The sequence below is a fragment of the Emticicia sp. MM genome (genome assembly GCF_001649495.1).
On sequence record NZ_LXHX01000015.1, the window covers coordinates 1 to 15,801 of the forward strand.

Genomic DNA, 15,801 nt, shown 5'->3' on the forward strand with positions numbered 1-15,801 from the left:
GTTCGGTTTATAAATATTGTATAAATATCTTATAGTCAATAATTTAAGAACTAAAAAAAGCTCCGCAGGATTTAAATGTCGCGAGAAAATCGTACATTTTTAATGTTTTGAGTTCCGTAGGAACGGCTAATTTAGTTACATTGGTCGTTCCTACGTAACTGTTTTATCTCAAAATTTGGGATGACTCATAATGATATGAGATTTTAACATATATTTCTATAAATATTAAGGCTCTCTGAGGCAAATTTGACTCATTTTAATACAGAAATCACCTTAAAAATAGGAAAATGCTTTAAAATATTTTTTCTTGTGGTTTAAAATTTCTATAAACAGACTTTCGACTTATGCAGAAAGTTGGGCTATATTTGTAAAAACAAAACTCAACCAACCTTGAAAAAAATAACTATTTCCATCCTTTTTTTTGCATGCGTTGCCTTTCGTAACGACGACTTTAAACCCTACACCGAGCACATTCCGGGTCTTGAACATGGCTTAGATATGGTACCAATCCCAGCAGGAGAATTTATGATGGGCAGTCCAGAAAGCGAAAAAGACCGCAAACCAGATGAAGGTCCACAACACAAAGTAAAAATTGATGCTTTTTGGATGGCTAAATTCGAAACCTCATGGGAAATGTACGAAACATTTTTCAATAAAGAATTGGAGGTGAAAGATGAGAAAAATACCAACGAAGTAGCTAGTCGTGTAAGTACAGTGGCTCGCCCAACGCAGCCTTACGTAGAGATGTCGTTTGGACAAGGTAAAGAGCATGGTTTTCCAGTGTGTAATGTTACTCAGTTTGCTGCTCGTGCTTTTTGTAAGTGGTTATATGCAAAAACAGGGAATTTTTATCGACTCCCAACCGAAGCAGAGTGGGAGTATGCTGCTCGTGCAGGTTCGAAAACAACTTTCTATTTTGGTGATGATGCCTCTAAATTGAAAGAATATGCATGGTATTTTGAGAACTCAGATGGTGCTTACAAGAAATCAGGACAATTGAAACCGAATGCTTGGGGATTATATGATATGTACGGAAATGTGGCCGAATGGACTTCGGATTTATATGTTGCAGATTTTTATAGTAAACCCGAGGCCGCCAATAATCCTTATGTAAAACCTTCGAATCATTACCCACACGTAATTCGTGGTGGTCACTGGGACGATGACGCCGACCGCCTTCGCAGTGCTTCACGCCGTACTTCAACGCCAGAATTAAAACAACGTGACCCTCAAATCCCTAAATCTGATTGGTGGCTTACTGATGCACCATTTTTAGGTTTTAGAGTAGTTAGGCCAGTAAAACAACCTTCAAAAGAAGAAATTGAAGCTTATTTCGCTCGCCCCCCAAAAGATATTCCTTGATAGAAAATATTTGTCTTTAATTTTAAAGAAATTTCAATCATTGCCGTCAGTTTTAACTGACGGATACCTTTGAATTAGCAGATTTGACTTTAGTCTAAATAGATAGTTTGACTAAAGTCAAATCTGTTTTGTTTTATACTTGATTCTTTATTCTGTCAGTTAAAACAGACGGCAATGAATTAAAACTGATGAGGTCAAGTAAATACTGTCAATAAATTATCCGAAATGGTGCTTAGAAAAATCGGGATGACTCATTTGTATTATTTTGAACGACTAATGAAGTTTTTGAGTAAAGGTAAATCATCAGTTCCGAGTACATCTACACCCAAAGATTGTAGTGTTTCATAGCCTAAAATCGTATTTGGCGTTCCCCAAAGTCTAACCTTTTTGTTTTTGGAGTGCATGTCTTTGACAAATACACTTATTTTATCTGCAACGTCTTGTGGGATAGCTGTTTGCCCCGGCCAATATTTTCCGAAATCTAAAAAGCTGGCACTAACAATATAGAGCCTATTCAGCTCAGAATCTGAATAATTTAAATTCTTTCTACCATCAAAGAAAAACATTGTATCGTAATGCTTGAATTCTGAGGGTGGGGGCATATCTCCACTGATAGAGATAATCACATGAGTAAGTTGTTTTTTATGAGGTTTGAGCGAAGTTTCAAGAGCCTCCATAATAGCTCGACCGTTCTTTTTTAAATCAAGTAGCAGGTGCAAAGATTTTTTATTAGCATAAGGATAACCACCATTTTGTTTGATTTTTGCCAAAAGAGGTTCAATGTAAAGCTTTTCAAGCGTGCGTTCAGTCGATACATCTTTTTCATCATGAGCCACACAGAGCTGTCCATCTTTGAGGTATAAATCTGCTTCAATCGAATCGAAACCTAAATTATATGCAGCAAAAAAAGGTTCTTTTTGTTCATAATCGTTGTGAGAATGAATAAGTTGGGCAAAAACATTGACTTGGAGAATGAGAAATATGCCAAGCATTAAAACATTTTTTTTCATAATCTTAAAGGGTTGAAATAGATGAATCATAAATCCAACAAATGGTTATTTATATTTTTTTAGCCACTCAAATAATCTTTGAGCATCGGCTTGTTTGAATAATTGTGTACCTTCGTTCATGGTTGCTGCCGAACCACATGCAACTCCCCAACGAAGCATTTCGTGCAGACTTTTTCCCGTAGATAAAGCCCAAACCATTCCTCCAACCATACTATCGCCAGCTCCTACCGTACTTTTTTTCTGAACTGATGGAGCTGGAATATGTTCACAAATATCTTTAGTTACTAAAACTGCTCCTTGTGGGCCAAGTGAAACTACTACAATTTCGCAGCCTCCTTTGGCGATGATTTCTCGGGCGGCTTCATCAACTTGGTCGGTTTCGAGGCTTTCCTCTTCAACTAATTTTGCTAATTCACCCACATTGGGTTTTAGCAGAAAAACACCTTCATCAATGGCGTTTTTGAGCGGTTCACCTGAAGTATCAATGACAAGCTTTGAGCCAATTTTTCTAGAAACGGCCGCTACTTTTTCGTAAAAACCATCTCCTAAGCCCACTGATAAACTACCACTTGCAACTAAAAACTCTGGTTTTAATGCTTCTATTTTTTGCAAGATGGCATTGGCTTCTTCTGGTAGGATTTCTGCCCCAGGCATACCGAAACGATATTGGGCATTGGTAAGTACATCTACCGCAATAAAGTTTTCACGAGTCCAATTTTGGGTTTGAATTGTTAGAAAATCAATATTTTCTTTAGTTAATAAATCCTGTAATAAGTTGCCAGTGGGGCCACCAGCGGTAAAAACTGCCGTTGATTTTCCACCTAAACGAGCAATGGCTTTGGATACATTTATTCCGCCGCCACCTGCATCGAAGTGTGGGTTTTCGCAGCGAATTTTCTGTTCGGCAACTAAGCCTGAAAACTTAGTGCTCTTATCGACTGCTGGATTGACTGTTAGTGTGACTATTTTCATAATTCTTGATTTTGATAAACAGAACAAATTATCGTTTGTTCATTGCATATTTGTATTCTCTTGGATGAAAACTTCTCATAGTTTCAGATAAAAATACTCGGTCGAGGTGGGTATAAACCTCCGTAGTGGTTATTGATTCGTGACCAAGCATTTCTTGTACGGCACGAAGGTCTGCTCCGCCCTCAATGAGATGCGTGGCAAAAGAATGCCGAAAAGTATGGGGTGAAATTTTTTTTTGAATACCCGCTTGCTCTGCTAAATTCTTGATAATCAGAAAAATCATTACCCTTGTAAGCTTTTTCCCACGTCGATTAAGAAATACAATATCTTCTGATTCGGGGTCAATATCTTGATGGTTTCTAATATTTTCTAAGTAAATATTCGTGTACTTTACTGCGTCTCTACCAATTGGAATTAACCTAACTTTTCGTCCTTTACCAAATACCCGCACGAAACCAATATCGAAGTAACAATTAGTGATTTTTAATTCAATTAGTTCAGAAACCCGCATTCCACAACTATATAAAACCTCTAAAATAGCACGATTTCGAGGCCCTTCAGGTGATGAAAGGTCAATAACATCAAGCATTCGTTCGATTTCAGGGAATGATAGTGTGTCTGGAAGTTTTCTGCCGATTTTAGGCGACTCGATGAGTTGGGTCGGGTCGTTTTGAATCAAATTTTCGATGGCTAAATATTTATAAAAAGCTTTAATACCCGAAAGCATTCTTGCTTGAGAAGTAGCTGTCAGCCCTATTTCATTGAGGTACTCTAAGAAATCCATCACATCACGTTCGTTGATGTTTTCGGGTGATGGTTGGTGGGCTAAAAGTTCAGAAAATTGGCTTAGTTTTTCAACGTCTCTGATATAGGCTTCGATAGAGTTTTCTGATAAAGCTCGTTCTAAGCGAAGAAAATCTTTGAAATGTTGTATGTAAATCGACCAATTTTGCACAGTTGATGCCTATTTTTTATTAGAATGACACGATATTTAGAAATAATAAAATCCTTAGAGAGAATCTATTATTTTTACAGCAAATTAAGGCGTTTTATCTTATACTTGTTCAATATGTCGAAAAATATCATCATCATTAATGGGCCAAACCTTAATCTTTTAGGGAAGCGTGAGCCGCATATCTATGGAAGCCTTACGTTTGAGGCTTATTTTGAGGAATTACAGGCAATGTTTCTGGAGCATACACTTCATTATTTTCAGTCGAACCACGAAGGTGCTATCATTGATAAAATCCATGAAGTAGGTTATGGTGAAACCGAATACGCAGGAATCGTGATAAATGCAGGTGCATATACGCATACTTCGGTGGCTATTGCCGATGCTCTTTCAGCAGTAAAAACCCCAGCAGTAGAGGTACATATTTCAAATATTCACACCCGTGAGGCTTTTCGTCATCATTCATATCTCACCCGTGTTTGCAAAGGCATGATTACGGGTTTAGGTATGAAAGGGTATGAATTTGGGGTGAGGTATTTTTTATAAATGAACATTATTTTTTTACTAGAAATAGATTAGGCTTCCTTATTCTAAAAATCTATTAGTTAGAGGTTTAATGTATTTACTCATCATGTATAGAAGATGAAAGGAGATATTATAAAGTTCTCTAACTAAAAGGTAAAATAAATCCTTATTGACTTAAACAGTCGTTAAAAACACCCTTTATGTCGATTATTTAATAGGAATAATACAATTTTTTTTATAATCGTAACTGTTAAACATATTTTTGTGTTTATTAACAATTTGTATCCTCTAAAACTATATTTCAAGAACTTATTCTTTAATCAATAATTTAATATGCGTACGATTCTGACTATTGTTGCTGTTGTTGCAGTCTTAGTACTTGGTAAAATATTCTTTTTTAAAAAACCTGAAGAAAAAGGCATGGGAGGTGGTCCTGGTGGAGCTCCTTCGGCTGGAAAAGGTGGCGAAAAAGGGAAAGATGGAAAAGACGGAAAACCCGCAGGCCCACCGGTTTCTGTAAATGTATTTGTAGTAAATTCTGAAACCCTCGATAATGTTGTTACTGCCTCAGGTACAATCTATCCAAACGAAGAAGTTGAACTAAGAGCCGAAGCATCTGGTCGAATCACAGCTTTGAGCATTAAAGAAGGTAGTCGAGTGGCTGCTGGGCAAATCATTGCCAAAATTAAAGATACTGACTTACAAGCTCAGTTAAAAAAACTTAACTATGAAATTGAATTGGCGAAACAAACAGAAGCTCGCCAAAAGAAATTGTTGGATATCAATGCTATCAGCAAAGAAGAGTACGAAATTACGGCCAATAAGATTAATACTTTAAATGCCGATAAAGAACTCATCGAAGCAAACCTTGAGAAAACAGTTCTGAAAGCTCCTTTTGCAGGAAAAATAGGTTTGAAAAACGTGAGTCAAGGTGCTTATGTAACGCCTACTACAAGCCTTGCTACATTGGTACAGACTAATCCTGTGAAAATCGACTTCTCGATTCCAGAAAAATATTCAACACAAATGCGTGTGGGTAGAGGTGTAAAATTTGAAGTAGAAGGACAATCAGAAACCTACACGGCTAATGTAGTGGCGATTGACCCTAAAATCGACCCAAATCTTCGTACGCTTAAATTACGAGCTATTGCTAAAAACCCTGCTGATAGATTATTGCCGGGTATGTTCGTACGTGTCTCGGTTGACCTTGATATTACTCAAGCAATCATGATTCCTACTGAAGCGGTTGTGCCTGTTTTGAAAGGGAAAAAAGTTTATGTAGTTCGTGATGGCAAAGCAAACGAAGTAATGATTGAAACGGGCCTACGCACAGATAAAAAAATACAAGTTACCAGTGGCCTTTCGGCTGGCGATTCACTTATCGTGACAGGTATCATGGCATTGAAAAAAGATTCACCTGTTAAGATTAAGAGTCCACAGAAGTAAAAAGTATCTTTTATTTACTAAGCCCATTGGCACTGAATATATATATTTTATTAGCTGAAATTAGATTTTTTGTAAAAACACAAGCCGTGGAGTAAATTTAAGCTCTTGCTCATCGACTATTGACCATCGACAAGTATGTCTATCTCAACCATTTCAATCAAACGTCCGGTATTAGCCATTGTGATGAACTTGCTCATCATTTTGTTCGGTGCAATTGGCTATACTTTCTTGGGTGTACGCGAGTATCCATCCATAGACCCGCCTGTGGTAACGGTTCGCACCAATTATGTTGGTGCCAATGCCGATATTATTGAGTCGCAGATTACTGAGCCACTCGAAAAATCATTGAATGCCATCGAAGGTATCAAGTCAATCAACTCTTCATCAAACAATGGTTCGAGCCAAATTACAATTGAGTTTGAGATTGGTGTTGATATGGAAACGGCTGCCAACGACGTTCGTGATAAAGTATCGAGCTCTGTTCGTCAGCTCCCACAAGATATTGATGGCCCTCCAACGGTGTTTAAAGCTGATGCCAACTCAGACCCTATCATGAGTATGATGTTGCAATCGGATATCAGAAACCACATGGAGATTAGCGATTATGCAGAGAACGTAATAGCACAACGCCTACAGACCATTCAGGGAATCAGTCAAGTGATGATTTGGGGGCAAAAAAGATTCTCGATGAGGCTTTGGATGGACCCAAATAAATTAGCTTCACAGAATGTTACTACACAAGATGTAAAACAAGCACTTGACCGTGAGAACGTAGAACTTCCAAGTGGTAAGTTGGCTGGAGATAATACAGAACTTACTGTGAAAACAGTGGGTAGATTTAAGAACGAAGAGGATTTTAATAACTTGATTATCAAGACGGTAGGAGAGAAAATTATTCGTTTTAAAGATATTGGTGAGGCAGTTTTAGGTTCGGAAAACGAAGAAACTGTTATGCGTATCAATGGTGCTCCTTCTATTGGTTTAGCCATTGTACCTCAGCCGGGTGCTAATTACTTAGAAATTTCGGCACAAGTAAGAAAACGTTTGGCTGAAATTAAGAAGGAATTACCGAAAGACTATCGTATGGAGTTGATGTCAGATACGACAACATTTATCCAACGCTCGGTAGAAGAAGTAGGGGAAACACTTTTGATTGCTATTGGATTGGTTGTAATCATTATTTTCTTGTTCTTCCGCGATTGGATTATTGCGGTTCGTCCGTTGATTGATATTCCAGTATCTTTGGTTGGTACATTCTTCTTAATGTATTTGTTTGGTTTCTCCGTAAACGTATTAACACTTTTGGCTATCGTTTTAGCTACGGGTCTCGTAGTTGATGATGGTATTGTTGTTACTGAAAATATTTACAAGAAAATAGAGGAGGGCATGAGCCCAATTGAAGCAGCCATTAAAGGTTCAAACGAAATTATGTTTGCCGTACTTTCTACTTCAATTACTCTATCATCAGTATTTTTACCAGTAATTTTCATGGAAGGTTTTGTTGGTCGATTATTCCGTGAATTCGGTATTGTATTAGCCTCTGCCGTTTTAATTTCTGCATTCGTTTCATTGACTTTAACACCAATGTTGAATGCTTACTTAGTACGTAAAAACCAGAAGCATAGTCGTTTCTACGAAATGACCGAGCCATTCTTCGAAAGAGTTATTGGTGGATATAAGGAGCGTTTAACCAGCTTTATGAATATTAGATGGGTAGCAATTCCATTGATTTTATTTACGTTTGCCATGACTTGGTATTTCGGAAAAGATCTTCAACAAGAATTAGCTCCGCTTGATGACCGTAGTGCGATGCGTTTACAGATTACAGCTCCAGAAGGTGCTTCATTCGAATTTACCGACAATTATATCCAAAAATTAGGTAGAACAGTCAGAGATTCTGTTCCAGAGGCTACTTCAATCGTAACCATGACAGCTCCAGGCTTCACAGGTTCTGGTGCAGCAAATACAGGTTTTACTCGTTTGGTATTAACTGACCCTAAAGACAGAAAACGCACACAGATGCAAATAGCAGATCAGATTGGTAGAATTACCAAGAGAATGCCAGATGCAAGAGCCTTTGTATTACAGCAAGAAACTATTTCATTAGATAAAAGAGGTGGTTTACCTGTACAATATGTAATTCAGGCCCCAGATTTCGAAAAACTTCGTCAGTATGTGCCTAAATTCATGGAAGAAGTTGCAAAAGAGCCAACTTTCATGGTTTCTGACCTTAACTTGAAATTTAATAAACCAGAGCTTGAAGTTAGTATCGACCGCGAAAAAGCTAAAAGTATGGGTGTTTCGGTGGCCGATGTTGCTCAATCAATGCAGTTGGCATTTGCTGGTCAACGTTTTGGCTATTTCACAATGAATGGTCGTCAATACCAAGTAATTGGTCAGTTCGACCGTGCTAATCGTGATGAACCACTCGATTTGAAAAATACTTACGTTAAAAATAATCGTGGAGAAATTATTCAGCTTGATAATATTGTGAAGATTAACGAAGAGAGTAGCCCACCGCAATTATATCACTTTAATCGTTACATGAGTGCTACTGTTTCGGCAGGTTTAGCTCCTGGTAAGACGATTGGTGATGGTATCAAGGCGATGGATAAAATCAGAGATAAGTTGAATGATGATGTAATTCGTACGGCCTTGGCAGGTTCTTCAAGAGATTTTGCCGAAAGTTCATCGAATACTCTTTACATGTTCCTTTTAGCTTTAGTTTTGGTTTACTTGATTTTAGCTGCCCAATTCGAAAGTTTCGTTGACCCATTCATTATCATGCTTACGGTACCATTGGCGGTTGCAGGTGCGGTATTCTCATTGTGGTATTTCAACCAAACACTCAATATCTTTAGTCAGATTGGAATGATTATGTTGATTGGTTTGGTTACTAAGAATGGTATCTTGATTGTGGAATTTGCCAACCAGCTACGTGAAAAAGGTATGGAAATCAGAGAAGCTGCAATTGAGGCGGCATCTATGCGTTTCCGTCCGATTTTGATGACCAGTTTGGCTACTGTTCTAGGAGCTGCTCCGATTGCCTTTGCTTTGGGTTCGGCAGGTAAAAGCCGTATGGCAATGGGTATCGTAATTATGGGTGGTCTATTGTTCTCATTGGTACTTACGCTCTATGTAATTCCTGCGATTTATACCTTCTTGTCACGCAACAAGAATTTCGAGCGAATGAAACAAATTGAAGATATTGCCCACGAAGCTGAATTAGCGTAAAGAAATGTAGGGGCGTATCGCATACGCCTGCAAGCATAAATACTTGTTTTGTTGTAGAGACGTATGCGATATGTCTCTACTTATAGATTGAAAATCTGAATCATGAAAAAAATCTTTTTCCTTATATTTTTATTGCCTGCTGTTTTACATGCTCAAGAAATACTTACGCTTGAAAATGCCGTTGGTGCTGCCCTTGAAAAAAGCTATGATATAAAAGTGGCTCAAATGCAACAAGAAGTGGCTAATCTTCAAGTATTTAAAGGAAATGCAGGGATGTTGCCAAGAGTAGATTTGAATGGCAATATTGGTACTGCCTTCAATGAAGTAAACCAGAAACTATCAAACGGAAGTGAAATTAACCGTTTTGGTAGAAGCCTTGCCCCAACCACCAATGTTGCCATGACTTGGACTTTGTATGATGGAAAAAGAATGTATGCCACTTTCGACCGACTGAAAGGTCAAGGACAATTGAGCCAGATACAAACTCGCCAAATGATGGAAAATACAGTAGTAAGTGTAATGCAAGCTTATTACGAAGTGATGCGTCAGAAACAGACAGTGTCGTTCTTACAAACAATCATTAAATATTACGAAGAGCGTTTGGCAATTACTCAGCAACGTTGGGAATTTGGTAAAGGCTCAAAATTAGATTATCTCCAGTCAAAAACTGAACTTAATAATCAAGTCACACAGTTAGTTCAAGCTAAAAACTCCTTGAGAAATGCAAAGGTTGCCCTCAATAATTTGATGGTAAGATCTGCTGACCAAGATTTTGATGTGCAAGAAGTTGTAGGAATTATGTTTGACCCAACAACAGAGCAATTGAAAAATCAAGCCCGTGCAGCCAATAAAAGCTTGCAAGCGATTCGTAAAACGACAGATATTAGCTTGATTACGCAGAAAGAAGTAGCTGCTAATAAACTTCCACGTGTGAGCCTCAACTCATCGTTTGGTTATTCTCTAAGTAAAACTAATGCGGGTTTATTTTTATACAACCAAAACGTTGGTTTGAACGTTGGTTTGGTAGCAAGCTGGAATATCTTCAATGGAGAAATTACTCGTCGCCAAATCCAAACTTCTAAGATAAATACCGAAATATTGCGTAAGCAAGAAGAAGATACTTGGGTACAATTAGAGGGCGATTTAATGCGTGCCTATAATCAATACCAGACAGATAAAGAACTCTTAAAATTAGAAGAAGAAAACAATGAAGTAGCAGAGGAAAACTTGAAGATTTCGTTGGAGAAATTCAAATTAGGAGGTTCGACAATCCTAGAGTTAAATGAAGCACAACGTAGTTTAAATACTTCGTTAAACCGCCTCACCAATGCTCGTTACAATATCAAAATCTCTGAACTCCAAGTAATGCGTCTAAGCGGGGAGTTGGTGAAATAATGAATAATGTAAAATTAAAAATGGATAATGTGGAATGAGTGATTCATTTTACATTATCCATTTTTAATTAATAATTATACTGCTCTCGTCTTACCTGGCATTGGAATTTGGTAATACCCATCTTTATCTGGTAAAGTTTTAGGTAGTGTATCCCAAGTGTAAGTATCAGGCATTATGTTGATATCAGAATTGAGAGCTTCTTCCCACTTCACACGCTTACCCGAATACGTAGCCATACGACCCATAATTGCAGTGAGTGTACTCTTCGCACCATTTTCTGCATCGTTGATTGGCTTGTTATTTACAATACAATCAAATAATACATCGTGTTCTACTTGATATGGGTTGCCATCTCCTTCTCCCTTATGACGCCAAATATTATTTCCTTTTAAATCAAAGATTTTACCTTCAGTTGCACGGCCTTTTGTACCAATCAAATGCTCTGATACATCCGAAACTGTACCTGGTTGATGGCGGCATGAACTCGATAAAATCATACCATCAGCATACTTAAATTCTACGTAGTGGTGGTCAAAGATTTCACCGTATTTTTTGTCAGTTCTTACTTGTCTTCCGCCCATACCAACAGCTTCAACAGGATAACCTTTTTTAAACCAGTTGATTACGTCAATATTATGAATGTGTTGTTCGTTGATGTGGTCGCCACAAAGCCAAACAAAATAGTACCAGTTACGCATTTGGTATTCCATTTCAGTTTGGTTTGGCTGACGCTCATTTACCCAAACACCATCATTATTCCAGTAACAACGAGCCGCAACGATATCACCGATTGCACCTTCGTCAATTACTCTTTTATAGGTCTCTAAATATGATTTTTGGTAGTGACGTTGTAAGCCTACGACTACTTTTAAATTTTTCTTTTTCGATTCTTCAGCAGCAGCCAAAACTCTTCTGATACCCGGAGCATCAGTTGCCACTGGTTTTTCCATGAAAACGTGCTTGCCTTGGCGAACAGCTTCCTCAAAATGAATCGGACGGAAACCCGGAGGAGTTGTCAATAAAACTACATCTGCTAAAGCGATGGCTTGTTTGTATCCATCAAAACCTACAAATTTGTTTTGTTCTGGCACATCTACACGGCTTTTTACGCCTTTGCCATCACCTTTGTCATTGGTTAGGTTTTTGTAGCAAGAGTCGATTCTATCGCGGAATGCGTCAGCCATTGCTACTAATTTAACATTTTGTTTTACCGAAAGAGCTTGCATCGCTGCTCCAGTTCCACGTCCACCGCAGCCAATCAAGGCAACTTTTATGGTATCGTCAACTGAAGAATTGGCAAATGTTTCGATGGGTAATGAAGCCACTGAAAGGCCGCCCACTGCGGCTGCCGAGGTCTTTACGAAATCTCGGCGAGAAAAGTTTGTGTCCATTATTTATTGATTATAGAGTTGAATAATTTCAAAAACAAATTTATTATAATTATTCGGACGATTACTAAGATTTGTTAAAAAAGTATGATAAAAATGCTTCAGCTTTATGTAAATTTGGTTAGATTTAACTGATACTATCTTTTCTCTATTCAACCTTACAAAAATGAAAGCTTTATTTAGTTTTTTCTTGGCCTTTCTATTCTTTTTTGGGCAAGCTCAAACAAAATTTGTGGCTAAACCACAAGCAGTACCCCACCATGAGACTCCAACTTTAGCCATTGGAGCAAAAGCTCCTGATTTTCGTCTTCCAAATTATGACGGAAAGTTTTATTCGCTCAAAGATTTTGCTGCGGCAAAAGTGCTGGTTATCATTTTTACTTGCGTGCACTGCCCGACTGCTCAAGCCTACGAAGACCGCATCAAGAAAATTGTAGTTGATTATAAGAATAAAGGAGTGGCGGTAGTTGCTATTTCACCGAATAGCCCTAATGGATTACTACTTGAAGAATTGGGCTATACTGATCTCAATGACGATTTTGATAATATGAAAATTCGGGCAAAAGATAAGCAATTTAATTTTCCGTTTTTGTACGATGGTGATACAGAATCGGTTTCGATTAAATATGGACCAGTTGCTACACCTCATGCCTTTGTATTTGATAGTCAGCGAGTATTAAAATATAACGGTCGCCTTGATGCAGTAGAAAAACCAAGTAAAGGAGCCAATGCTGAAGATTTAAGAAAAGCAATTGATGAAGTTTTAGCAGGAAAAGAACTAACTACGCCAACTACAAAAACCTTTGGCTGCTCGGTAAAATGGGCATGGAAGACTGAATATAATGAAAAAAACGAGAAAAATTGGCGTTCTCGACCTGTCACACTCGAAGAAATTGATGCTGAAGGCGTAAAGTCATTGGTTAAAAATAATGATTCTGATAAACTCAGATTAATCAATGTTTGGGCTACATGGTGTGGGCCTTGCATAATGGAATATCCTGATTTTATTGACATTCACCGCATGTATGGTGCCCGAGACTTTGAGTTTGTTTCGATTTCGGCCGATAAACTTGAGAAAAAAGATAAAGCCTTGAAGTTTTTGAAAGAAAAATACTCAGGTGTAAAAAATTATATCTTTAAAGAAGACGACATCTATAAACTTATAGAGGCCATCGACCCTAAATGGAATGGTGCTTTACCTTATACGCTGTTGGTCGAGCCTGGTGGAAAAGTAGTTTATGGTGTGCAGGGAAGTATTGATAACCTAAAACTGAAAAAAATGATCGTTGATCACCCAAAAATTGGCCGTTATTTTTAAAATGACAAAAAGTATTTAGTTATTAGAATATGCTTTTAAATTTTCTAAGTAAACACCGAGATACAATTCTCTATGGAGTTTCGCTGGCTTTATTGTTGTTTTTCTTAAAATGGATTGAGCTTCGCTTCATTATTATCAATCATGCCTTAGAAATTTACATTGGTCTGATAGCCTTATTGTTTACGGCTTTAGGAATTTGGTTGGCTATGAAATTAGTGAGGCCTAAAGTGGAGACAAAAATCATTGAAAAATCTATTGTTTTAAATGATTTTCAATTCAATGAGGCGGCTATGATCGAACTTGGTTTGAGCAAACGTGAATTGGAAGTTTTACAATTGATGGCTACTGGACTAAGCAATCAGGAAATTGCCGAAAAACTATTTGTTTCGCTCAATACGATTAAAACTCATTCTTCGAAAGTATTTGAGAAAATGGATGTCAAACGCCGCACGCAGGCCGTAGAAAAAGCAAAAAGATTGAGTTTGATTGAATAAATTATCTCATACTTTGGTGTGAAATTGGGTAATTTGTTGAAAATCACTCAAAAGTATGAGTCTGAATTCCGCTAAAAACCTCAGATTTGTGGCATAAACAAAACAATTCTTATGAAAAAGCTTATTCTAACCAATGGCCTCATTGCAGGCGTTCTGATTTCAGTTTTTACAGTATGTTCTATCGCCTATTGCTATGCTTCGGGCAATTTCGAAGGAAACATGGTGCTGGGTTATGCCGCCATGATTTTATCCTTTTCGTTTGTGTTTGTAGGTGTAAAAAAGTTTCGAGATGAGCAAAACGATGGAACGCTCACTTTCGGTAAAGGTTTCATAACGGGCCTTTATATTTCACTGATTGCTTCTTCAATATATGTGCTTACATGGTTGATTGATTATTATTTTTTCATTCCAGATTTTCTTGAAAAATTTAGTCAACAATCGCTTACGAAGATGAAAGGTAGCGGAGCCAGTACAAGTGAAATTTCGGCCGCCATCGAACAAATGGAAGGTTATAAAAAAATGTATGCCTCGCCTTTGGGAGTTATTTTCTTGACTTACATGGAAATCCTACCCGTAGGTTTGGTAGTTTCACTCATCAGTGCATTGATTTTGAAGCGGAAGTGAGTCTTTATCGAGTTTTCTAACCACAGAGGCACGGATTACAAAGATTTTCATAGATTATTCTCCATGAAACTTTGTGTAATCCGTACCTCCGTGGTAAAAGATAACTTAATACCCCCTAACCAACTCAATTGCACCAAAGACACCTGCACTATCGCCGAGTTTTGGTTTTAGGAAAAGTGTTTCAACTTTGCGACTATTGAAAATCCAATTTTTTAATTCTTCTGGGAAGGCCTCATAAATCATATCAATGTTGCCCACACCACCACCAATCACAATGGCATCGGGGTCAATTACATTCACGATAGAAGAAATGGCTCGACCGAAAGATTTAATCAAACGATTGAGCGTAGCTGTTGCGTGCGGGTCGGTTCCTGCCTGATGAAGTTCGTAGATTTCCTTCATAGTTAGGTCATTTCCGCTCAATTTCTTGTAGTATTGTTGCAAGGCAGGGCCCGAAAACACATTTTCATTACAACCTGTTTTCCCACAATAGCACATCACACCATCTTCCTCAAAGAAATTATGTCCCCATTCTCCACCAATGCCGTGGCGGCCGGGTAAAATTTGACCATTAATTACTACTCCACCACCTACGCCCGTGCCGAGAATAACTCCGAAAACTACTTTAGCATTTGGTAATACATCCTTCACAATACCCATGGTAGCCTCAGCTAATGCAAAACAGTTGGCATCATTGGCCAATTCCACTGGCACACCGAGTGCTTTCCCGAGGTCAGCTTTCATGGGTTTCCCATTCATTGACGTCGTATTGCAGTTTTTCATGGTTTGTGAAGTAGGGTCGGTCGTACCGGGTGTACTAAACCCAATAGCTTTGGGCTCAATCTTGATTTCTTCTTTAATAGAATCAATCAATTTTACTACTTGACTAATGATATGCTCATAGCCTTTGCTGGCTTCGGTCGGAATTCTTTTTCTTACTAAGATTTCATTGGTTTCGGCGTTCATTACCACGCCTTCAATCTTTGTGCCGCCTAAATCTACACCCCAAAGTGCCTTCATTTGAATGAATAATGTTTAATGAAATATTGATAATTATTTTCTTTTAAAGCATTCTCTTTGC

Annotated in this window: 13 protein-coding genes; 8 read left to right on the top strand and 5 right to left on the bottom strand. The window is 37.9% G+C overall.

What is annotated here, in order from left to right; genetic code table 11:
• Positions 1–390: 390 nt before the first annotated feature.
• The gene (locus tag A6M55_RS02200; protein ID WP_064196323.1) at positions 391–1,362 is read left to right on the top strand and encodes an SUMF1/EgtB/PvdO family nonheme iron enzyme; all 972 of its coding nucleotides are present in this window, start codon (positions 391–393) and stop codon (positions 1,360–1,362) included.
• A 260-nt stretch (positions 1,363–1,622) separates the two neighbouring features.
• Here A6M55_RS02200 and A6M55_RS02205 read toward each other — a convergent pair whose 3' ends face one another.
• The 3 genes from A6M55_RS02205 to xerD all read right to left on the bottom strand — a co-directional run bounded on the left by A6M55_RS02205 (position 1,623) and on the right by xerD (position 4,299).
• On the bottom strand, positions 1,623–2,354 hold the full coding sequence (locus tag A6M55_RS02205; protein WP_197491646.1) for an alkaline phosphatase: 732 nt from the start codon (positions 2,352–2,354) through the stop codon (positions 1,623–1,625).
• Between the two features lie 63 nt (positions 2,355–2,417).
• On the bottom strand, positions 2,418–3,344 hold the full coding sequence (locus A6M55_RS02210) for a 1-phosphofructokinase family hexose kinase (RefSeq protein WP_064196306.1): 927 nt from the start codon (positions 3,342–3,344) through the stop codon (positions 2,418–2,420).
• 28 nt (positions 3,345–3,372) lie between these two features.
• Positions 3,373–4,299: a site-specific tyrosine recombinase XerD gene (gene xerD, locus A6M55_RS02215; RefSeq protein ID WP_064196307.1), complete on the bottom strand. Its 927-nt coding sequence runs from the start codon at positions 4,297–4,299 to the stop codon at positions 3,373–3,375.
• 114 nt (positions 4,300–4,413) lie between these two features.
• Between xerD and aroQ the strand changes: the two genes are divergently transcribed.
• The 4 genes from aroQ (at position 4,414) to A6M55_RS02235 (ending at position 10,896) form a co-directional block, all read left to right on the top strand.
• Entirely contained in the window at positions 4,414–4,842 is a 429-nt protein-coding gene (gene aroQ / locus A6M55_RS02220; RefSeq protein WP_064196308.1) for a type II 3-dehydroquinate dehydratase, read from the top strand.
• 312 nt (positions 4,843–5,154) lie between these two features.
• Entirely contained in the window at positions 5,155–6,267 is a 1,113-nt protein-coding gene (locus tag A6M55_RS02225; RefSeq protein ID WP_015029678.1) for an efflux RND transporter periplasmic adaptor subunit, read from the top strand.
• Between the two features lie 135 nt (positions 6,268–6,402).
• Positions 6,403–9,501 (top strand): efflux RND transporter permease subunit, encoded by a 3,099-nt coding sequence (locus A6M55_RS02230; protein ID WP_015029679.1) that lies wholly within the window; start codon positions 6,403–6,405, stop codon positions 9,499–9,501.
• A gap of 102 nt (positions 9,502–9,603) precedes the next feature.
• A complete protein-coding gene (locus A6M55_RS02235; protein WP_064196309.1) occupies positions 9,604–10,896 on the top strand; it encodes a TolC family protein in 1,293 nt (430 codons plus the stop codon).
• Positions 10,897–10,970: 74 nt separating this feature from the next.
• Here the strand turns inward: A6M55_RS02235 and A6M55_RS02240 are convergent, their stop codons facing one another.
• The gene (locus A6M55_RS02240) at positions 10,971–12,287 is read right to left on the bottom strand and encodes a Gfo/Idh/MocA family oxidoreductase (protein ID WP_015029681.1); all 1,317 of its coding nucleotides are present in this window, start codon (positions 12,285–12,287) and stop codon (positions 10,971–10,973) included.
• A 163-nt stretch (positions 12,288–12,450) separates the two neighbouring features.
• On the opposite strand from A6M55_RS02240, the gene A6M55_RS02245 reads away from it, so the two are divergent.
• The 3 genes from A6M55_RS02245 (at position 12,451) to A6M55_RS02255 (ending at position 14,720) form a co-directional block, all read left to right on the top strand.
• Positions 12,451–13,602 carry a redoxin domain-containing protein gene (locus A6M55_RS02245; protein ID WP_015029682.1) on the top strand — a complete coding sequence of 384 codons (1,152 nt, stop codon included), beginning with the start codon at positions 12,451–12,453 and terminating at the stop codon, positions 13,600–13,602.
• A gap of 29 nt (positions 13,603–13,631) precedes the next feature.
• Positions 13,632–14,096 (top strand): response regulator transcription factor, encoded by a 465-nt coding sequence (locus A6M55_RS02250; protein WP_015029683.1) that lies wholly within the window; start codon positions 13,632–13,634, stop codon positions 14,094–14,096.
• A 111-nt stretch (positions 14,097–14,207) separates the two neighbouring features.
• Complete coding sequence (locus A6M55_RS02255) at positions 14,208–14,720, top strand: DUF4199 domain-containing protein (RefSeq protein WP_015029684.1); 513 nt, start codon at positions 14,208–14,210, stop codon at positions 14,718–14,720.
• Between the two features lie 105 nt (positions 14,721–14,825).
• Here A6M55_RS02255 and A6M55_RS02260 read toward each other — a convergent pair whose 3' ends face one another.
• Complete coding sequence (locus A6M55_RS02260; protein ID WP_064196310.1) at positions 14,826–15,740, bottom strand: ROK family protein; 915 nt, start codon at positions 15,738–15,740, stop codon at positions 14,826–14,828.
• Positions 15,741–15,801: the final 61 nt, after the last annotated feature.

Excerpts from the sequence above, each read along its gene's own strand:
- A6M55_RS02210 (WP_064196306.1), bottom strand. The coding sequence starts at position 3,344 with ATGAAAATAGTCACACTAACAGTCAATCCAGCAGTCGATAAGAGCACT.
- A6M55_RS02255 (WP_015029684.1), top strand. The coding sequence starts at position 14,208 with ATGAAAAAGCTTATTCTAACCAATGGCCTCATTGCAGGCGTTCTGATT.
- A6M55_RS02250 (WP_015029683.1), top strand. The coding sequence starts at position 13,632 with ATGCTTTTAAATTTTCTAAGTAAACACCGAGATACAATTCTCTATGGA.
- A6M55_RS02240 (WP_015029681.1), bottom strand. The coding sequence starts at position 12,287 with ATGGACACAAACTTTTCTCGCCGAGATTTCGTAAAGACCTCGGCAGCC.
- aroQ (WP_064196308.1), top strand. The coding sequence starts at position 4,414 with ATGTCGAAAAATATCATCATCATTAATGGGCCAAACCTTAATCTTTTA.
- A6M55_RS02225 (WP_015029678.1), top strand. The coding sequence starts at position 5,155 with ATGCGTACGATTCTGACTATTGTTGCTGTTGTTGCAGTCTTAGTACTT.
- A6M55_RS02230 (WP_015029679.1), top strand. The coding sequence starts at position 6,403 with ATGTCTATCTCAACCATTTCAATCAAACGTCCGGTATTAGCCATTGTG.
- A6M55_RS02235 (WP_064196309.1), top strand. The coding sequence starts at position 9,604 with ATGAAAAAAATCTTTTTCCTTATATTTTTATTGCCTGCTGTTTTACAT.
- A6M55_RS02245 (WP_015029682.1), top strand. The coding sequence starts at position 12,451 with ATGAAAGCTTTATTTAGTTTTTTCTTGGCCTTTCTATTCTTTTTTGGG.
- A6M55_RS02260 (WP_064196310.1), bottom strand. The coding sequence starts at position 15,740 with ATGAAGGCACTTTGGGGTGTAGATTTAGGCGGCACAAAGATTGAAGGC.
- A6M55_RS02205 (WP_197491646.1), bottom strand. The coding sequence starts at position 2,354 with ATGCTTGGCATATTTCTCATTCTCCAAGTCAATGTTTTTGCCCAACTT.